Annotated in this window: 14 protein-coding genes and 3 pseudogenes; 12 read left to right on the top strand and 5 right to left on the bottom strand. The window is 69.9% G+C overall.

All coding sequences use genetic code 11. The features are described from left to right. The first annotated feature begins 443 nt into the window (after positions 1 to 443). The 6 genes from AB0F03_RS33565 to AB0F03_RS33540 all read left to right on the top strand — a co-directional run bounded on the left by AB0F03_RS33565 (position 444) and on the right by AB0F03_RS33540 (position 8,753). Entirely contained in the window at positions 444 to 575 is a 132-nt protein-coding gene (locus AB0F03_RS33565) for a hypothetical protein (RefSeq protein ID WP_361999100.1), read from the top strand. A 288-nt stretch (positions 576 to 863) separates the two neighbouring features. Then, entirely contained in the window at positions 864 to 1,871 is a 1,008-nt protein-coding gene (locus tag AB0F03_RS33560) for a DNA alkylation repair protein (RefSeq protein ID WP_361999098.1), read from the top strand. Positions 1,872 to 2,361: 490 nt separating this feature from the next. Next, positions 2,362 to 4,224, top strand: coding sequence for an ABC transporter ATP-binding protein (locus AB0F03_RS33555; RefSeq protein ID WP_361999108.1), 1,863 nt, complete (start codon positions 2,362 to 2,364; stop codon positions 4,222 to 4,224). A gap of 95 nt (positions 4,225 to 4,319) precedes the next feature. Next, positions 4,320 to 5,792 (top strand): NUDIX domain-containing protein, encoded by a 1,473-nt coding sequence (locus tag AB0F03_RS33550; RefSeq protein WP_361999095.1) that lies wholly within the window; start codon positions 4,320 to 4,322, stop codon positions 5,790 to 5,792. Between the two features lie 473 nt (positions 5,793 to 6,265). Then, a complete protein-coding gene (locus tag AB0F03_RS33545) occupies positions 6,266 to 7,435 on the top strand; it encodes an MFS transporter (protein ID WP_361999092.1) in 1,170 nt (389 codons plus the stop codon). Continuing rightward, on the top strand, positions 7,425 to 8,753 hold the full coding sequence (locus AB0F03_RS33540) for a methyltransferase domain-containing protein (RefSeq protein WP_361999089.1): 1,329 nt from the start codon (positions 7,425 to 7,427) through the stop codon (positions 8,751 to 8,753). Before AB0F03_RS33545 ends, AB0F03_RS33540 begins: the two co-directional genes overlap by 11 nt. Positions 8,754 to 8,970: 217 nt before the next feature. Here AB0F03_RS33540 and AB0F03_RS33535 read toward each other — a convergent pair whose 3' ends face one another. Beyond that, complete coding sequence (locus tag AB0F03_RS33535; RefSeq protein ID WP_361999086.1) at positions 8,971 to 9,213, bottom strand: hypothetical protein; 243 nt, start codon at positions 9,211 to 9,213, stop codon at positions 8,971 to 8,973. 156 nt (positions 9,214 to 9,369) lie between these two features. Here AB0F03_RS33535 and AB0F03_RS33530 point away from each other — a divergent pair, with 156 nt between their 5' ends. The 4 genes and pseudogenes from AB0F03_RS33530 to AB0F03_RS33515 all read left to right on the top strand — a co-directional run. Then, a complete protein-coding gene (locus AB0F03_RS33530) occupies positions 9,370 to 9,537 on the top strand; it encodes a hypothetical protein (protein WP_361999083.1) in 168 nt (55 codons plus the stop codon). Between the two features lie 52 nt (positions 9,538 to 9,589). Beyond that, positions 9,590 to 9,763: pseudogene (locus AB0F03_RS33525) on the top strand (NUDIX hydrolase); the annotation flags it as partial. 154 nt (positions 9,764 to 9,917) lie between these two features. Beyond that, a complete protein-coding gene (locus tag AB0F03_RS33520; RefSeq protein ID WP_361999111.1) occupies positions 9,918 to 10,463 on the top strand; it encodes a hypothetical protein in 546 nt (181 codons plus the stop codon). A 175-nt stretch (positions 10,464 to 10,638) separates the two neighbouring features. Then, positions 10,639 to 10,797: pseudogene (locus AB0F03_RS33515) on the top strand (IS5/IS1182 family transposase); the annotation flags it as partial. A 32-nt stretch (positions 10,798 to 10,829) separates the two neighbouring features. Here the strand turns inward: AB0F03_RS33515 and AB0F03_RS33510 are convergent. Genes AB0F03_RS33510 through AB0F03_RS33495 form a run of 4 tightly spaced genes read right to left on the bottom strand, consistent with a single transcriptional unit; the run spans position 10,830 to position 17,265 of the window. Then, positions 10,830 to 11,273 (bottom strand): SMI1/KNR4 family protein, encoded by a 444-nt coding sequence (locus AB0F03_RS33510; RefSeq protein ID WP_361999080.1) that lies wholly within the window; start codon positions 11,271 to 11,273, stop codon positions 10,830 to 10,832. 27 nt (positions 11,274 to 11,300) lie between these two features. Then, complete coding sequence (locus tag AB0F03_RS33505; protein ID WP_361999078.1) at positions 11,301 to 16,031, bottom strand: putative T7SS-secreted protein; 4,731 nt, start codon at positions 16,029 to 16,031, stop codon at positions 11,301 to 11,303. Next, a complete protein-coding gene (locus tag AB0F03_RS33500) occupies positions 16,031 to 16,681 on the bottom strand; it encodes a hypothetical protein (protein WP_361999077.1) in 651 nt (216 codons plus the stop codon). The genes AB0F03_RS33505 and AB0F03_RS33500 overlap by 1 nt, the downstream gene beginning before the upstream one ends. Beyond that, positions 16,678 to 17,265: a hypothetical protein gene (locus AB0F03_RS33495; protein ID WP_361999074.1), complete on the bottom strand. Its 588-nt coding sequence runs from the start codon at positions 17,263 to 17,265 to the stop codon at positions 16,678 to 16,680. Before AB0F03_RS33495 ends, AB0F03_RS33500 begins: the two co-directional genes overlap by 4 nt. A gap of 156 nt (positions 17,266 to 17,421) precedes the next feature. Here AB0F03_RS33495 and AB0F03_RS33490 point away from each other — a divergent pair. Beyond that, positions 17,422 to 17,644: pseudogene (locus AB0F03_RS33490) on the top strand (transposase family protein); the annotation flags it as partial. Between the two features lie 1,138 nt (positions 17,645 to 18,782). Beyond that, entirely contained in the window at positions 18,783 to 19,529 is a 747-nt protein-coding gene (locus AB0F03_RS33485) for an alpha/beta fold hydrolase (protein WP_361999072.1), read from the top strand. The last annotated feature ends 67 nt before the right edge of the window (positions 19,530 to 19,596 follow it).

Genomic DNA, 19,596 nt, shown 5'->3' with positions numbered 1-19,596 from the left:
ACGGAAACCAGGCAACTACCTGGCCTTCCTCGGACTCGCCGCCGCCCTGTGCTGCTACAAACGCCTCCTCAAACTGACCATGTAGGACACGGTCTAAGAGGAAGGCGGTGGAAATAGCGCCGGCCACAGGGCCCGGGACACGTCTGACGGGCCGCCATCGCCTTGTCCAGCGCGGCTTCCTTCGCGAGCGTCATGGGGAGCTTCAGCTTGGCCAGGTCGATCCGGTACCACGACCTGGACCTCCAGGTCCGGGCCATGCCGCCCTTCCAGCGCGTCCGCTACGACATCCAGTGCGAGTCGCTGCGCACCGGACACGTCTACGGCATCTTCCTCGACCGCCGCGCCCTCCTGGCGGCCCATGACGTGGTGCTCTCCCAGTGCGAGCTGAAATACCTCCGCTCACGCAGCATCCTCGACCACGACCAAGTCGACGTTCTCAACGAATGGAGCGGATCGACAACTGGCTCTGCGAGTACCTCGCCGGTCACGGCTGGGCGGCCGAGCACACCTTCTACTCCAAGCGCAGCTTCCCTAGCGACGCCATCGCCCTCCGCCCGGAAATCGCCACGCTATGACCGGCACGGCGGACTCCCCTTCACACCGCCTCCCCCTGCGACAGCTCCCGCCACCACCGGCTGCTACCGCGCCGCCGTCCGATAGCCGAAACCCCCGCGTTCACACCGCTGGATGACCCGCGGCGAGAACACGAAGGATGCCCCCGTAGCCAGCCCTAGGGTTTGCCCATGACCGCGAAGGTTCCCCTGAAAGAGACCGCTCTCAACGCCGAGCGCATCGCCCGTATTGGCCGCGAAGTCCACGCCATATGACCGGAGTTCAACGCCGACGCGTTCGTGACGTCGGTGATGGCGGACCTTCCCCGGCTGGAGTTGAACGCCCGGATCGCCCGGACCAGCCAGGGCCTGCACGACCACCTTCCGGTCACCGGACTCGACGCACTCGACATCCTGCTGCGATCGCTACCGCCGACACCCACGGCCGCTGGGGTGACCAACGACTTCGGACTGCACCTCTACTCGCCGCACTCCGACTACGTCTCCCGCTACCTGCGCACCGCCGAGCACCTGGACCGGTCACTCGCCGCGCTGGCCCGCATGACGGGGTACTTCTCCACCGAGCTGTCGGTGCGGCACTTTCTCGCCGACTTCCCCGACGAGACGATGAAGACCATCGACGCGTGGAGTCGCGACGAGGACTTCCGGGTACGGCGACTGGCGAGCGAGGCCACCCGGCCCCTGCTGCCCTGGGCCCCACGGATCGCGCTCCCCGCCGACGCGGGCCTGCCCGTCCTCGAGACCCTCTACGACGACCCGCACTTCTACGTCCGCACCTCCGTGGCCAACCACTTGGGGGACATCGCCGCAACCCGGCCCGACCTCGTGCTGGCCACCCTCCACCGGTGGAAGGTCTCGGGCCGGGTCACCGGCGAGCAGTTCGCCTTCCTCGCCCGCAACGCCCTGAGCAACCGTCTGAAGGAAGGCTGGCCGCCCGCCTACGCTCTCCTCGGCTACACCCCCGACGCGCCCATCGCCCTCACCCCACTCGTCCTGGAGCGCACCGAACTCCGCGCCGACGACACATTGAACTTCTCCGCCTCTCTCACCGCCACCGCGACCGCCCCCGTCCACGTGATGAGCGTGATCGCCACCACGGGGCCGAGCGGGCCGCCGCGGGAGAAGGTGACCTTTGTGCGCCGCGCCACCGTCGAGCCGGGCCAGGAGCTGCGGCTTACCAAGGCGCACCCGCTGCGCTCGACCGCATGGTGGAAGGTCTCCCCCGGCTCCTACTCCCTCGCCCTCCAGATCAACGGTCGCCGCTTCCCGGCGGTCCCCTTCACCGTCCTCGACACCTGACCCGCGCTCCCGCGCTTCCAGCCCGTTCACCTGTCCCGGGCCGCCGCCGTCGCGCGCCGCGGCCCGGACCGGGCTGTCCGCAACCCCCGAAGGAGTGATCCGACCTGATCGAACGAGTTTGAGCTGCGACACCCCAGAGCCCGCACGGCCCGACCCGGCTTTGGAACTCGCGTTCACCAAATGACCTCCGAACGGGCCGTGACGGGACCAGATCCACCGCGTTTTTAGAGCATCAGTGCCACACCGACGCCCAGACGGAGGACGCCATGCACCCCACCCTTGCCCCCTTGCAGCAGCCTCCCGGAGTCGAACGGTGGCCCGGCCTGCGAACGCACAGCGCTGACGGCACGCGCATCTCAGAACGTCCGGATACGGGGTGGGCGGCATGAGTGAGCCCACCGATGCATCAGCCGACAGCGTTCCGGGACCGCGCACCACCACCGCGCCGACCCCCGCCCCCTCCGCCACCGCACCCTCGCCCGAGGCGCAGATGCGGTACGTCGACGTCACCGGCAGCCGCGAGGCGGCCGGCCGCTCGATCCGCATGCGCGACATGGCCCGCCGCCTGCCGCAGCTGGTCCGCCGCTCGCTGGCCCTGGCCTGGCGCGTCGACCGGCGGGCGACCGTCGGCCTCCTGCTGTGCCAGCTGATCACCGGCGTGATGCAGGCCCTCGGCCTGGTCGCCATCGCCGGCACCCTCACCGCCCTGCTGCGCGACGGAAACGTCTACCACCGCCTCCTTCAGGCGTGGCCCTCCGTCGCCCTGCTCGCCGGAGCCGCCGGCGTGCGCGCGCTCCTCGGCATCACCGTCAACTGGCTCTCCTCCCGGCTGGGCCCGCTGATGTCCCGCGAGGCCGAGCACATGCTGCTCACCGGCTGCGCCGAGGTCGAGCTGTGCGCCTATGACGACCCCGACTTCAACCGCGACCGCGAGGCCGCCGACCGCGGCGCCCAGGTCACCGGCGACCTGATCAACGAAGGCCAGGACCTGATCGCCTCGGCCGCCGCCTTCCTCGCCGGAGCGATCGTCCTGGCCGGCGTGCACTGGGTCCTCCTCCCCCTCCTCGTCGCCGCCAGCCTGCCGCAGGCCCTCGCCCAGGTCAGCGCCGCACGCGCCCGCTACCTGGCCAACCTCCGCAGCAACGGCGACAACCGGATGCTGTCGGTGCTGCGCTGGCACATTTACACCAAGGACGCCGCCGACCAGATCCGCGCCGGCACCATGGCCGACTTCCTCTCCGGCCGCTACCGCAGCACGGTCGTCCGGATCAACCGCGAGGACCGGGCCGCAGCCGACCAGGGCGCCCGCATGTCCCTGGTCGGCGCGATGTGCGGAGGGCTGGGGTCGGCGGTGGTGTGGGCGGCGGTCGTGTGGCTGCTCGCTACCGGCCGGATCACCGTCGGACATGCCGGCACGGCCGTCTTCGCTCTGCAGACGGTGGGCATGTCGGTCCGCGGCCTGGTGGCCGTCGGCGCCCGCGCGGTACGGACCGGGCTGTACATGGACGACTGGACCGGGTTCCTCGACAAGGCCGGCGGCTTCCGCATGCGCCGCGGCCCGCACCACCCCGCGCCGCCGGAGACGATCGAAGTCAAAGCGGTCAGCCACCGCTACGCCGGTAAGGACCGCGACGCCCTGTCCGGTGTCTCCCTCACCCTGCGCCGCGGCGAGGTCACCGCGCTCGTGGGCTTCAACGGCTCCGGCAAGTCGACGCTGTCGAAGCTGGTCAGCGGCCTCTACCTCCCCACCGACGGGCAGGTGCTGTGGGACGGCGTCCCCACCGGCGACTGCGACCCGCAGTCCCTGTGGAAGCACGTCGCCCTCGTGCCGCAGGACTACGCGCACTGGCCGCTGACCGTGCGCGAGAACGTCACCCAGGGCCAGCCCACCGCGCGCGGCGACGCGGCGGTCCGCCAGGCATGCGAGGCGGCCGACGCCGACGAGGTCGTCGACAAGCTCGGCGCCGGCCTGGACACCCTCCTGGCCCGCGAGTGGCTCAACGGGGAGGAACTCAGCGGCGGCCAGTGGCAGCGTATCGCCCTGGCCCGGGCGTTCTTCCGCCCGGCCGGTCTGCTGGTCCTCGACGAGCCGACGGCCAACCTCGACCCCCGCGCCGAATTCCGCATCTTCCAGCGGCTGCGGGCCCTCGCCCAGGACAGGGCGGTACTGCTGGTGACCCACCGCATCACCAACGTCGCCATCGCCGACCGCATCGTGGTCCTCGACGACGGCAAGATCGTCCAAGAGGGCACCTACGCCCAGCTCTCCCAACAGTCGGGTCTCTTCCAGCAGTTGCTGTCCTACCAGATCACGTCCGCGCCGGACGGCGACAAGTACGAGGCCCCCGCGTGAGCCGCCCCGGCGCCACCTCCGCGCGCCCCGCCGCAGCGGCCGCCCCCACCGCCGCGGACCTCCCCACCCCTCTTCCGCCGTCCCGAGGTGATGACGTGCCGCTCACCCGCTCCCACATCCACAAGACCGCCGAGGCGTACCTGGCCCGGCATCCGCACGAGCGGGACTCCCTAGCCGGGCTGATGTCCCTCCTGGAGGGCGCCGACGACCCGACCGACCGGGTGACGCTTCCCGGCCACGTCACGTGCAGCGCGGTCGTCATCGACCGTGAACAGCGCGTTCTGCATATTGGCCATCGGGGCAGCGGGCTGCTCCTCAACCCGGGAGGCCACATTGAGGGGGACCGAACGCTGCTGGCCGCGGCGCTGCGGGAAGTGTGCGAGGAGACCGGCCTGCGGCCGGGCGACCTCTTCCTCACCCCGCAGTTCCTCGGCACCCCTATCGACATCGACGTCCACGACATCGACGCCAACCCCGCCAAGCGGGAAGTCGCGCACCAGCACTTCGACTTCCGCTTCGTCTTCTACCTCGTGCCCGAGCAGCACCCAAAGCTCACCTTGCAGGACGAGGAGGTCTCCGGCGCCCGCTGGCTCGAGTTCGCCGACGTCCGCTCCAGGGCTTTGCGCGCCAAGCTCCTGGACGCCTGTGAGCGGGGTCTCGACGGGAGGCCGAAGCCCGTCAACGCCTCCGCGATGATCCACGACGGCCGGGGCCGTTACCTGCTTCATCTGCGCGGCCACAAGCCCGGCGTCTTCTGGCAGCCTGGGGCGTTCGCCCTGCTCGGCGGCGGCCGCACACACGACGACCAGGACCTTGAGAGCACGTTGCTGCGGGAGCTGTCCGAGGAGGTCCCTGACCTCCTCCCGGAGCGCCTGGAGCCGTACGCGGTGGAGGCGACCACCAGCATCGACGGCCTCAGCGTTTCGATCCAGGTCTTCCAGGGCCGGTGGCGCGGCAACCCCGACCAGCTCCGGCTGCACGAAGGCGTGCTGCTGCGGTGGTTCACCCCCGACGTACTGGACCGGCTCCGCCTGAGCCCCGTGACGCGAGACCTCATCCAACGGCACGCAGCCGAGAACCCCCCGAGCGACGAGCCCGGCTCAACCCCTCCCCTGTGGGACGGGGGCAGCCGGCCTGTGCTCAACGGCATCGGCGTCCACCTCCACCTGGAGAACGACGAGGGGCGGGTGCTCCTGGGCCTGCGCCACCCCGACTCGGGGTTCGCGGGGAACACGTGGCACTACCTGGCCGGCAAGTGCGAACAGGAGTCCGCGGTTGCGTGCCTGGTGCGGGAGGCGTGGGAGGAAGCCGGGCTGGTCATCGACCCCGCGGACGTGGATCTCGCGCATGTCGTGCACGTCGTCGACACCCCGGGCGGACCGCCGTTGATGCAACTGGTGTTCCGCGCCCGCCGCTGGAAGGGGGAGCCGAAGGTCCTCGAGTCGGACAAGTGCCTGACTTGGCGGTGGTGGCCGCCCCACGAGCTCCCAGAACGGCTCGTCTCCTACACCCGGACGGCCCTGGCCGGCATCGCCGAAGGCCGCGTCTACTCCCAGCTGGGCTGGTGAACGGCGTGAGCACACCTACCGACAATGGCCCCGAGCAGTGCACCCCGTCCGTCCGCAGGCCGGCACTGTCGGCGGTGCCGCGATGAGCACCGAGTCCGACGTCATGGTCGTGGCCGGGATCCTGGCGCTGCTGTACCAGATTTCGCCGACCGCGGTCGGCGAGGGCCCGGCGGGAACGGCGACTCGTAACTACCTGGCCGAGGACCGCGCGTGCGGGCGGTGGTTCGTGAAGGCGTACCCCCGTGAGACCGACGTGGACCAGGAGCGTCAGGCTCTGGCCCTGGGTGAGTCGGCCAGGGCGGCCGGAGTTCCGGTGCCAGCCGTGCGGCGGACGGTGACCGGCGGGCTGATCGCGTCGGCCGGCGGACTGTTTGTGTCCGTGACGGAATACGTCGCAGACGCGGAGACGGCCGAGGGCGGCCTGTCCGGCGGCGGGTGGAATGCGGTGGGCCAGGCCGTGGGCCGTCTGCACCGTGCTCTGGCCCGTCACCCCGTCGGACCACCGCGCCCTGTCGCGGCCCGCGCAGTGTGCGACGTCGAGCGGGCTGGGCAGCGTGCCGGTGGCGGCCGCGCTGGGCGCGCTGACCCTTTCGCAGCTCATGATCGTCGCGGTGGTTCAGGGAGCGGCGAGCGTACTGCACGACGCGGCGGCCATCAGCCTCCTGCCCAGTCTCGTCGACCGGTCCTTGATCCAGCGGAGCAACAGCCGCGTGGGCGCCCTGTTCGCGATCGCCGCGACCGCCGGAAGCCACCTCGGCACCGCGCTGCCCGCGGTGCTCGGCCCCGCCCGGGCCCTGCTCGGCGACATCACCTCCTTCCTGATCAGCGCCGGATGCACCGCCTGCATCCAGGCCCGAGAACCCGCCCGGGCTCGCCCGAAGGCCCGCCGACTGCGTGAGGAGATCAGCGAGGGTTTGCGCTACGTGCACGGCGATGAGCAGCTGCGGACCCTGACGCTGGTCAACGCCACCACCTTCTTCGCGCTCGGGCTGCTCAACACCCTGTGGGCGCTGTACCTGTTGCGGAGTCTCGCGGTGAGCGCGACCGCCTTCGGTGTGGTTCTCGGCCTGGGCGCCCTGGGTGCGGCCGCCGGTGCGCTCACCGCCCCGGCGCTGGCCCGCCGGTGGGGCCCGGGGCCGATGATGCTGACCGCGCTCGCGATCACCCCGCTGACCCAGATCCCGCTGCTGCTCGCCTCCCCCGGCCTTCACTGGGAGGTCGCGGTCGGAGCGGCGCTGTTCCTTCAGTTGGCCTGCGCCAGTGCCGCAGGGACCACCCAGCGATCGATCCGTCAAATCATCACCACGGTCAGGATGCGGGCGCGGATGCAGGCCGTGAGCACGTGGCTGACAGCCGGCGCCCGCCCCGTGGCCCCGCTGCTCGCCGGCGGCCTGGGCACATGGATCGGGGTGCGGCCCACCCTGACCGCCGGGACCTTCCTGCTGCTCGTCCCACTCGTGGTCCTCGCCCGCTCGCCGCTGCGCGCGCTGCGGCACATGCCGGACCCGCCGCCCCTGCCGGGGACAGGAGCGGTCCCGGTGCCGTCGCCGCACGCACTGCGGACGGGCTCTCCGGCCGTGCCCACGCCCGCTCGCACGGACGGCGACCGTCCCGACCGCTCGCCCGGAGGAGATGCCACGTGAACAAGGTGCCGCACGCCGCAGCCGTCGCGTCTGCCGTGCCCGCCCCAGCCGAGCCCTGGAGTGCGAGGGGCGCAGTGACTTCGCCCTGTCCGCCGCGCCCTTCCTGCCGCCGCAGTCCGCCGGGGACACCTCCGGGGCCGCGGACGCCCGGGCGGCGATGGTCGCCCGGCTCGAGGAGAGCGGAGAGCTGCGCCCCGGGCCGGTGCGCGAGGCTCTGCTCGCGCTGCCGCGCCAGGTCCTGATGCCCCAGGCGTACGTACGGCGCAGCGCCCCGGATGAGACCCCGCCGCGCTGGGATCTGTTGGACTGGACCCGCCCGGCCGACCTCGACGAGCTGCTGGAGCGGCTGCACAGCGGGGACAGTGTCGCGATCCAGCACGACGGGGAGCCGATCCTTGGCCGTACCGCCGGACCGCGCCGCAAGGGCGTGATGACCGCGATGTCGAGCACGATGGGCATGATCGCGGACCTGCTCCAGCTCCTGGACCTGCGGCCCGGGCAGCGCGTGCTGGACATCGGGACCGGCGCAGGGGTAACCGCGGCGGTGGCGTGCTTCCTGTGCGGCGACGCAGGCGTCGTCACCCTCGACATCGACCCGCACGTCACCGCGGCCGCCCGCGAGCGCCTGCCCGCACTCGGCTACCAGCCGACCGCGGTGACCGGGGACGGCACGGCGGGGTGGGCCGAGACGGCGCCGTATGACCGGGTCTTCGTCTCCTTCGCCGTCCGCCGCGTACCGACAGCCATGGTGGAGCAGCTGGCGCCGGGCGGGCGCGCGCTGCTGACGCTCGGGACGTCGTCGCCGTCGTGGCCGGGCCTTGCCGTGATCGACAAAAGGCCGGACGGGACCGTGGAGGCGGAGTTGCGCGCGGTCGAGTTCGGGCACCGCGCCGGTGCCGGCTTCGACCGGCTGTTTCTATCTGCCTCCTTCCGCGACACGATCACCACGGCCGACGGGCCGACGCAGCGGACCCGGATCGCGCCGCCGGCGGACACGGCGCGCGGCATGTGGCTGGCCCTGGACGCCCTGCACCCGGGGCTGGTGCGCCACTTCGGCGTCGAGGACCTGACGATCGGCGCGCCCGAGTGCGGGTCGTGGATGCGCGTGCGAGTCGCCGGCCACCGCCGATGGGACGTGACGGCCTGCGGCCCCCGGGACATCTGGGGGGAGATCCAGGACGCCACCGCCCGCTGGCGGGCGGCCGGCGAACCGGCCACCTACCGGCTCCACCTCGACACCGACGACGTCCAGCGGGCCACCAGCCCGAACGGCGCCCTGACCTGGCAGCTTCCGCGCACTCCCGGAGATTCACGATGACCCGCCCCGACCAGCCGGCCACTGCGGCAGCTTCGGACGATGCCCTGTTCGGGTCCGAGGGCGCCGACTACGCCCGCTACCGTCCCGGCCTGCCGGACGCGGCAGTCCACCTCCTGGCCGCCACCCAGCACGGTGTACCCGACCCCGTCCTGTTGGACCTCGGCACCGGCACCGGACAGGTGCCCCGCGCGTTGCTGCCCGTCCTGCACCGACTGGTTCACATCGATCTAGTCGACGTGAACCAGCGCATGCTCCAGACGGCCCTCACCGCGCTCGAACCGGTCCGCGGGGCCTGCACGGTGAACGCCTTCACCGGCGAAGCGCACACCTTCACCCCTACCGCGTCCGGCCGAGTACCCAGCTTGATCACCTGCTGCCGGTCCTTCCACTGGATGTCCCGCCTGGTAGTCCTGGCCATGGCGGACCGGGTGGCCGCGCCGCACGCGGTCTTGGCGATCATGGGCGACGGCAGCCTGTGGACCCACGAATCGGAATGGGCCGCCGCCCTTCGGGGACTGATCCAGACGGAGACGACCGGCGCGCGGGCACCCGCGGCACATACGCTGGGCCCAGCCGCTCCTACGAGGACGACCTCGCCGACTCAGCGTTCAGCGACGTGGCCGAGCACCTCTTCCTCGTCGCCCGCGCCTGGACACCCGAGGACGTCCTCGGCTACCTGCGCACCACGAGCTTCGTCCGCCCCGCCCTCTTCGCCGGACGACACCGCGAGTTCGAGGCCGAGGCGCTCGGTCTCGAACGGCCTATGCGCGCGGCGGCGTCCTGAAGGAGGACGCAGAGTTCACGGTGCTGCTCGCCCTCCGCCCCGGCGGTGACGCGTGACCGGCACCCAGCGGCACACCGAACCGCTCGACGTCCACCTCATCGCCCTGCGCGACGCCCCGGCGGGGCCCGAGGTGCTGCTGTCCCGGCGGGCCGGCGACGTGTACGCGGCGGGCTGCTGGCATCTGGTCAGCGGGCACCTGGACGGCCCGTGGGAGGACATGGTCACGGCCCTGGTGCGCGAAACACGGGAAGAGGCTGGCATCGTCGTCGATCCGGCCGACGTCCGCGCGGCCGTCACCGTGCACCACCGCTCCCCCGCCGGGGCTGCCCCGCTGGGGGGTCCGCCGCTGGGACGGCACCCCGAAGGTCAGGGAGCCCCAGGTGTGCGACGCCATGGACTGGTTCGCGCTCGACAAGCTTCCGGAGCCGGTGGTCGCGTACTGCCGGGCCGGACTGGATGGCTACCGGGCCGGTGCTCGGATGGCCGTGCACTTCCAGAAACCCGGCGACCCCATCGCCTACATCCCGGACGCCTACCGGCTGGTCCTGGTCCCCGAACCCGGCAGCCCCGGCACGGTCCCCGAGGAGGAGGTGCGCGCCTTCGCCGAGCGAGCGGTGGGCCGGATCACCACCTGGACGGACGTGTCCTGGGCGCGTGAGGAGAGCCGCGTATGGCGGGCGTACGGCGCCGAGGGCGGCGAGTGGTACGTCAAGATCCACCAGAACGACCGATTCCACCAGCGGAGTCGCCGCGCTCCGCGGCTGGGTGCCTTTTCTCGGTTCGGCCGCGCCCCGCCTGGTGGCTGCCGACGCACAGCTGCGGGCGGTCGTGCTCACCGCGGTGGCCGCCGGCGGAACCAGCCGAAGCCCCGGCCCGGCCCTTGGTCGTCCTCCGCACGGTGGCCTCCTCCCAGCGCTGGTCGGTGAAACTTCTGCCCGCACTGCTTGCACACGGGCCGCTCCGCTTCCCGCTCAGCGGCACGGCGCCGCGCTTCCTCCGCGTCGGCGCGGGCGACCTGGTCGCGGTAGAGGTTCTCGCCGTCGGGGTTGTCGAACGCGTCAGTCAGCGTCTGTTCGTCCGCGCGGCGCCGGGGGCTACTTCGCAGGCCAGAAGGCGGTGAACCGGTCTTACGCGAAGATCCGGGCACTCGTCGAGCAGGCCGCCGCCACCCTCGAGTCCTGGCGGCTCCTCCGCAAACTGCGGTGCTCGACCACCCGGATCACCAGCCTCGTCCAGGTCGTCCTCACCCTTTCATCTGACCAGCTGAGAGTGAAGGCGGAAGGGCTCACTGATCACGTAGTGCGGTACCAGTCTTCACCGTTACTAGCGAGCGTGCTGCGCAGGTAGGTCTCCAGGGATGGTGCGATCCAGGTGCGACTGTCTGTCTCGTGGTCCCAGACGAAGATTTCATCACGGGCTGGTGTGCGCACGAAGGCGAATTGATCTCCGCCGCCGTTGTCGCCGAAGAACATGAGGGCGTCGAACGGCATGTACAGGGTGCGGAACTGCTCGTTGCTGCGAAATGACAGGTTTTCTTCCAGGATCTTTTCTGCGGTCCAGATAACCTCGGTGCCATAATTGGCTTCGATCCCGTCAGTCTCCGTCAGGAGTTCTCGCAAAGGAGCGGGGAGCGACTGGCCGAGCTGTTCCTCGATCGCGGCCAGGGCGTCGGGAGCTGCGGGGTCTTGCAGCTCCGCATCGGCATCGGGGAATTCTGAGGCGAGCTCTCGCCACATGAGGCGTTTTCTCCAATACTGGTGGTATTACCTGATGCGGGGACTGAACCAGTGTCCCAGCATATCATCGACTTTGGTGACGTGATCGAGGATCTGCTGGCGCGTGGCGGTGGGGTGAGTTCTGTAGAACTCGTTCCAGGAGACACGTATTTCACTGAGGTGGATCCTGCTGTTGATGTCGCCTTTGGGGATGCCGCGCAGATTATCGAGGGAGTGCATTTCGTCCGCCTTGAACAGGCCCGGGTAGCGTTTGAGGACTTGTTGTTCGATGGCGTGATGGACGACTACTTTGCCTTTGAGTTCTGGGTGTGCGTTGAAGAACGTTTGCTTGTAGTTGTGGTTGGTGGTGCTGCCGACGGACGCTTCTTCTCGTTTGGGGATTTCCTTGCCGAGTGGGGTGGTGTTGTTGTCCTCGGCGTTTTGCGCTGCCGACTTGCAGGGGGTGAGGCCCAGGGGGTCGGCCCACAGGTGCGGGTTGGGGACGTAGGAGGCGGGGTTGGGGGCGGGCGCGAGGCCGAGTGGGTCGAGGGTGAGGTAGCGGGCGGTTTCGGGGTCGTAGTACCGGAAGTGGTTGTAGTGGAGGCCGGTCTCCGGATCGAAGTACTGGCCCGGGAAGCGCAGGGGTGTGTAGGCCGTGCTGTCGACGGTCCATGCCGTTGCTCCCCACAGCGTGTTTCGCGTCTGCCAGGCGATGTCTCCGCGTTCGTCGACGAGGGCGCTGGGGGTGCCGACGAGGTCGGTGATGATGGCAAAGAAGCGAGCGTCGATTTCGTCCTGGGGAGCGTCGGCGCTGGTGATTCGTTCAGTTTGGGTGATCGGGTGGAGTCCGTGGTGGTCCCAGGTGAGGGTGACGGGGTTCGGGGCTTGTGCTGAGACGGTGGTCTGTTCGCACAGGGTGGTGCCGTCCCAGGTGAAATCGGTGCGTTCGATGACTGTTTCGCCGTCGGTGGCGAGACGGAGTTTGCTGGTGCGGCGGCCGAGGGGGTCGTAGGTGTAGTTCCAGCGGGTGCCGTCCGGGGTGATCATCGAGGTCAGGCGGTCTTCGGTGTCCCATTCGTAGCGCCAGGTGTCGGGTTTGCGGGACAGGCGGGTCTTTTGCCGCAGGGTGACGCGGCCCAAGGTGTCGTGCTCGTAGCGGACGGTGCCGGCGGCGGTGAGGCGGGTGCCGGTGTAGGAGCGGGCGCCGGTGGCCTCGTGTCCGGGGTGGCTGGATGGCCAGGAGGCGAAGGCCTGGTTGCCTGCTTCGTCGTAGGCGTAGGTCTCGTTCCAGTTGGCGGCCTGGATGGCGGTGACGCGGCCGGCAGGGTCCAGGGTGATTCGGCGTGGGCCGGTGGAGGGGTCGTCGATCCGGGTGAGGTTGCCGTCGGCGCGGTAGGAGTAGCCGCGCTGCTGGATCGGCTGGCGTCGGCTGTCTGCCGCGATGGTCTGGGCTGTGAGCCGTCCGGCACGGTCCCACTGGTTTGACCAGTGCAGATTATTGTCGATGCGGCGGGAGACTTCCCGGCCCACGGCGTCGTAGGTGAATTCGACGGTGCGGCTTGCGGCGATCATCTGCGCCGGGCGCCCGGCTGCGTCGTAGCGCCAGGTGGTGACGGCGCCGGTCGGTGTGGTGCGCCTGCTCAGTCGCCCCCACTGGTCGTAGCTGTAGGAGACGGTACGGCCGTTGACGGTTTCGGAGCGGAGGCGGCCGAATCGGTCGCGCAGCATGGTCAGGGTGCAGTCGGGGCTGGTTGCCCCGGCCAGTTGGTCGGTGAGGTCGTAGGCGTACTCGGTGATGTGGCCTTGGACGTCCTTGCGGGTGACCTGGCCCAGGAAGTTCCGTTGGTAACGGATGGCCTGTCCCATTGCGTCGGTCCGCGATTGCAGGTTGCCCGCCGCGTCGTGGGTGTAGGCGAGGCGGCGACCGTCGAAGTCTGTCTCGGCTGCCAGATTGCCCGCGGCGTCGTACTCGTATCTCCATGTCAGGCCCACCGGGTTGATGACGGCGGTCAGGCGGAGCTCCGTGTCGTGGAGGAACTCGTAGCGGCTTCCGTCCGGTCCGGTGCGTGCCAGGAGGAGGTCGAAGTGCGTGTACTCGTAGCGTGAGACGCCGCCCCGGGGGTCGGTGTGGCTGGTGCAGTTGCCTTCACCGTCGTAGGTCCAGGACTCCACGGTGCCGTCGGGGGCGGTGTAGCGGGCGAGGTGGCCTTCGGGTGTCCATTGCATCGCTGCCACGGCTCCCACCGGGTCAGTGACAGCGGTGATACGTCCGAATGCGTCGTGCTGGTAGCGGGTCACGGCGCCGAGTGGGTCTGTCACTGCGACGGGCAGGCCGGCGGGGTTGGTGTCGATGGTGGTGGTGTTGCCCATCGGGTCGGTGACCGCGGTGAGGTGTCCCGCCTCGTCATAGGCGTAGTGGGTTCTCTGCCCTGCGGGGTTGGTGTCCGATGTGCACTTGCCGCGTTCGTCGTAGGTTCTCCGGATGATGGTGCCGTCGGGGTTGATCACCTTCACGGGCAGGCCGAGGTGGTTGTACTCGGCGCGTGCCGCGTGTCCGTCGGGGCGGGTCACGGTGATGAGCCGGCCGGCCGCGTCGTACTCGAGGCTCATGGTGTGGCCGAGCGGGTCGGTGTGCTCCAGCAGCCGGTTGTGACGGTCGCGTACGAAGCGGGTGACGTTCCCCAGGGGGTCGATGCGGGCGATCACCTGGTCGCGTTCGTTCATCACGAAGCGCGTGTCGTGGCCGAAGGAGTCGGTGATCGTGGTGGTGTGCTGCCCTTCCAGCTCCTCGGTGTAGGTGAAGACCGAGCGTTCGTGTCCGGCTTCTCCGGACTGGTAGGTGCAGCGGTCTTGCTCGTCGTAGGCGTAGGTGAAGGTGCGGCCGTTGGTGTCGGTCCAGGACAGGATCCGACCGCGTTCGTCGTATCCGAACCGTGTGGGGATGCCGCTGGAGTTGACGACGTCGGTCAGATGCCCGTCGGCGGAGTAGCCGTAGCGCCGCAGCTCCTGGTCGCCGCCGTCTGCTGCCGCGCCGGCAAGGGCGAGCGTGCGGATGCGTCCTGCCGAGCTGTGGAGCACAAGGCGGTAGCCGCCGCTGTGTGCCAGGGCACGGGGAGCACCCTGCTCGTCATACTCGAACTGGATCCAGTTGCCGTTGCGGTCGTCGATCTGGTCCAGCACAGCGAGGTCATCGCCGGCGTCGGCGAAGTGCCATCGTCGTCCGCTCTCGGGGTCGGTGAGCAGGTAGCCGTCGTCGGTGCGATCCAGTGACCAGCGTGCGCTGCCGTGCCGTGGCAGGGTCGGCACGCCGGGGGCGGGGTGGGGGTAGGTCAGCAGGAGGCCGTCTTCACCGATGAATACGACTCCTTCGGAGTCGATCTCCAGGCGCTGGTCGATGGTCGAGGACCATGTGGGTCCGAACCAGCGTCCCGAGCGGTAGGCCGAGGAGAACTCTCGCTTGAAGACGAGTGGGAGTCCGGCGGCAAGCTCGACGTCTGTTTGGGAGAGCAGCACGCTGCCGGTGGCGACGTCTACCGGGTCCTCTTCGCACGTCAGCTCACCGGGTTGCCGTGAGGTGGCATGCGGACGCTCTTCCGCTGCTTGGCGGGCTCCACGGCGCGCGGCGTTCTCGGCGCCTTCCTCCAGTCCTTCCTTGGCGGCCGTCTTCAGGCCGAGCCGCAGTCCGCCGCGTGCCAGGCCTGCGCCCTTGGTGCCGATGAGCTCGGGGATGAGACGGCCGATGAACTCGGAAGGGTCCTTCTTGAAGCCGTCCACGGCGGTCTGGACGACCCGCTCGGGATGCGCGGCCGTGGAGACCAGGCCGGACAGCGTCATGCTGACGTTCTGCAGGTAGGCGGCCGGATGGGTGAGGTTGTAGGGGTCGGTCGGGTTAAGGCCGCGGACGAAGTTGAGCAGGCCCGCGGTGCCCTTGAGAGCGCCGCCGACGACGTGTGTGAGCTCCGTGTTGGCCGCCTGGTAGCCGTCGACGAGATCGTTGCCGATCCTGGACAGCGGCGGCGGCTCGGCGGGGGCGTGCGCGAGCGCGGCCCTGACCTTGCCCTCCGCCTGGGAAGCGGCGGTGTTGCGCTGCTTGCGGGCCTCGGCAAGCTTCTGGACGGCGGCCTTGACATCGGCCTTGCCCGCCTCCATGTCCTGCTTCGGCTTCGGTCCCGGGTCGTCACCCGCACGGGCCTTGGCGTTGTAGGCCTCGGCCTTGGTCCGGTAGTCGTCGGCCGCGGCCTTGGCCGCCTTCACGCCCTTCTTGTAGAGCTCCACGGCCTCCTTGGCCTGGGCTTGCGCCCACTTGACGGTGTCCGCGTAGGAGTCCAGGGCTCCCGCTGCCGCGGTGCACGCTTCGGCTGCCTGCGCCCACTTGGTCGGGTGCACGCCGAACTTCTCCCGGAAGGCGTCACCGCCCTCACCCTGCCAGCCCGAGGAGTCGACCTTCCTCAGTCCCTGGCCGACCTTGTCGAAGGCGCCGTGGAAGTCATTCAGGTGCTTGGCGCTCTCACGGATCTTCTGCGGGTTGCCGTGGACGAGCTCGTTCGGCTCCTCGGTCTGGCCGAGCTGCTGCTCGCCCGGAGTGGCACCCAGGTCGGAGGCGACCTCGTCGCCCCAGTCCTCCACGCTGTCGGCCCAGTCGTGCGCACCGACGTGGTCCAGGGCCCCGCCGAGCTTGTCCGTGCCGTAGTCGACGGCCTCGCCGAGCTTCTTCTTGCCCTCGTCGTAGAGGTGTTCGGCCCCGCCCAGGAGGGAGTTGGTTATGTCTCCGAGGCCCATCAGCCTTCACCGCCCTGCTGCTCGGCCGCCTTGGCACGGGCTTCCGGGGAGGGGCCGAAGGTCTCGTCGAGGAACTTGTTGTACTCCTTGTCGGAGACCCCGACCGCGCCGTGCAGGTCCTCGGGATCCAGGCCAGGCAACGGGCCGATGGTGTGGGAGGTCACGACGTCCCGGCCGGCGTCCTTCCAGCCCTGCTCGCTGTTGGCCAGCGCCTGGTCGAAGGACTTCTTGCTGTAGTCGACGCTCATGCCCGACTTGGCGATGTCGCCCCAGCCCATCTTCTCCACGTCCTCCTCGGAGGCGTACGGATTGCCGACGGCCGAGTTCGCGACGACCTTGAAACTTCCCTCGACGTACTTATCGGTCTCGTAGTACGTGCCCGCCGACAAGCCCGTCTTGACCGCGAAGCCGTTACCCTCGTTGATCAGCGAACGCACGCCCCACTCCCATCGCTCACAGAACGACTTGAACTCCCCCGTCAGGCCCTCGTGCCCCAACTCAAGTCCGGACAGGGCGATGTCGCCGAAACCGCGCCCGGCCCCGGCCTCCCCGACCATGCCGAGTTCCTTCAGCTCGCCCAGCGCCTCGGTCAGCCCCTTGGCGATCAGGGCGAGCCCGTCCGCCTTCAGGTCCTTTCCGCCCGCGGTCATTCCGCATCCCCCGTCCCGCTGCCGAAGTCAACCGCCACCTCGTCCGGCACGATCCCACGCACCGGCGGAAACACCACGCCTTCCTCCCCGTCCGCGCAGTCCAGCGCCACCCCGCACGGCACCCCGGCCGCCGGCACCGCCACATCCAGCAGACGCGCCCCGAGAATCGTCTGGTACGACCACTCACGCGCCGCCCCACCGCGCGCGGACGCGTAGCGGGCCAGCGCCTCCTCGTCGGAAAAGGCCAGGATGAAACGAACGCCGCCCAGATCCGCGGTCAGCAGGCCTCGTTCGCGCGGCGGACCCGGCCCGTCACCGAGCGGCACCAGGACCGGGGTACGGCGGAATTCACCGAGCAGGACGGCGAACTCACGCTTGCGAGCAGCAACCGCACTGGCTTCGCGGCCGGGTTCTTGGCTATGTACGGGCGGCCGTTGTTCTCGTCCTTGTTTTTCTTCGCCGTGCTTCTGAGGAGACACCATCGCCTCCCGCGCGTCTGGCGTCTTCGTCATCTCCGCGTAGTCCGCGATGCGTGACCGTGGAATCCGCTGCGGCCCGTCGACCGTCTCCCCGTGCTCAGACATGCAACCCATCATCACAACTGCGCACAGCGAGCAGCAAACACAGCCATGGAGAGTGGCGCGTCGAACCCTAGAGGTTGGTCCGTAACCGGTGCGGCGCTTGATGCGTTGGCTGAGCATCGGTGAGGCGATCTCAGCGGTGATCCGTTGTGGATCGAGCTGTTCTCCGGGTTGAGCGAGTCGCAGTTCACCAGCCTGGTGGCGGTGTTGTGGTGGTGATGCTCAGCGCGGCCGTCCCTGGCGGCTGCCGCAGGTGGACCGGGTGGTGCTGGTCGCGACGTACTGGCGCACGAACCTGACGTTGCGGCAGGTGGCGCCGTCGTTCGGGGTCTCGAAGTCTGCGGCCGACCGCATCCTCGATCACTTGGCGCCGTTGCCGGCGCCTGGGCCGGGGGCCAGCGGGGACGTGCGGGAGCAGTCGTCGGACGCCGGCGGGGGTGAGGGCGCCGGCGTCGGCCAGGCACAGCAGCGCACCCAGAACGTAGGGGTCGGCGGCGAGCTGGGCGGCGTCCGGGGATACGGTGGCGAGTGCTCAATGAACGGGGCGGCTGCTCAGACGCCGGCCGCCTCGTCGGCCAGGGACAGGTGCGGGGCGTGCTCTCGTGAAGGACGTGCAGCCAGGCCGCGGTCGGGCCAGAGCGCAAGAAGTATGCCTCCGCTCGTGGGTCCGCCCAGCCGGCCAGTTCCCGAGCCTCCTTCTCGCCCGGGCCGGTGAGCGCGGCCAGCCGGTGTCGACATCCGCCGGCACGCCAGGCCCTGCACCGCTGCTCGAACCAGCCCACGCACGCTGTCGCTCGATGTGAATAAAGCCAGTGCGTGACGGGCCCGAGGGGTGGTGCTCGTACTGAACCGCCGGCCCGGAGCCGGGGCGGGTGGCGAGGGCCCGCAGGGCGCGGCCCTCGGCATCCACCAGGCAATGAAGCCCGTCCTTCGACGGACCGCCGACGGCGGGGTCACCCGGTCCGACAGCGGCTTGCGGCCGGGATACCGCAACTTGCGCTCAACGCTGCGGCAGCGACGGCTCCAACTGATCCCACAGCTCATCCGACACGATCCACGGCGACGTCCCCCTGGGGCGTTTGGCTGCCCCAGTCGCCAAGGCCTGGGGCTTCGGCGCTTACGGCGCAGGAACGCGAGGCCGGGCGTTGAAGGAGCAGCCGGTCCGGTAGACCGGCCGCGGTAGGGCGGCGGTGAGGGCGTGACCGAGCAGTGCACGGGGCGACGCGGCGCTGCCCGCCGAGTCGGATCGGAGGAGAGAGGACCGGCGGGCTAGGTGTGCTGTCCCGGGACGTTGGTGACACGCGGGCTGGGTGCTGGAGCAGGTGCCCCGGCTGCCGTCCGGAGTCTGCCGAGGTGATGGATGGCCCAGTCAACTGCCATGGCATTCGCCCTATGTGGGGCGTAGGGCTCACCCGCCTCCCGCCCGATCTAGGACATCTTGTGGCCTAGATCGGACCTATCTTCGTTCGACCTTGTTGGAAGGTGCTGTCCGTGCAGCACCCGACTGGAAGATGAACGGAATGGCGACGTATGTACTGGTTCCCGGCGCCTGGCTGGGCGCGTGGGCCTGGCAGGACACAGCCCAAGCATTGACGAAGCTCGGTCACCGGGCACTGCCGCTCAGCCTGACCGGGCTGGGCGAACGAGCGCAACCCGGCGGGCCCAACACCGACTTGGACACTCATATCGAAGACATCACCGCTTTTGTCGAGTCGCAGAACCTGTGCGACGTGACGCTCGTGGCACACAGCTACGCGGCAGCGCCGGTGAGCGGCGCCGCCGGTCGGCTCGGCCGACGGCTGCGGCGGCTGGTCTACGTCGACAGTGCCCCGTTCAGTGAGGGCATGAGCATGCTCGGACTGATGCCGCCGGAGCGGGTGGCGAGGATCCGACGACAGGTCGCCGAGGACGGGGAGGGCTGGCGGCTGCCGCTGCCTCCGTTTGAGGAACTGGGATCCGAGCGCACCCTCGACGGGCTCGGACCCGCACAACGCCGGCTGTTTCGGGCCCAAGGCTTGCCGCAGCCCTTCCGCACCTTTGAGCAGCCGTTGGTCAGGTCCGCCACGCCAGGCCCCGAGGTGGACCGCGTGGTCGTCGCCTGCCATGACTTCACCGCGATGCTGGACGCCGGCGAGCCGCTGCTTACCGGTCTGAACATGTCGCCGTGGCGCCGGTTTGACCTGGCTACCGGGCACTGGCCGATGCTGTCGGTCCCGGGCGAACTGGCCTCGATCCTCCACGAGGTCACGTGCGACCGCGCCGACTGACGCCGTCTCGACAACACGTCGGGGACGACCAGTAGAAGTGCTGTGTGCGGGGTGATCTGAGCGAAGC

Source organism: Streptomyces sp. NPDC028722 (genome assembly GCF_040637655.1).
Classification (GTDB): domain Bacteria; phylum Actinomycetota; class Actinomycetes; order Streptomycetales; family Streptomycetaceae; genus Streptomyces.
This window is presented reverse-complemented; position numbering and strand designations above follow the sequence as displayed.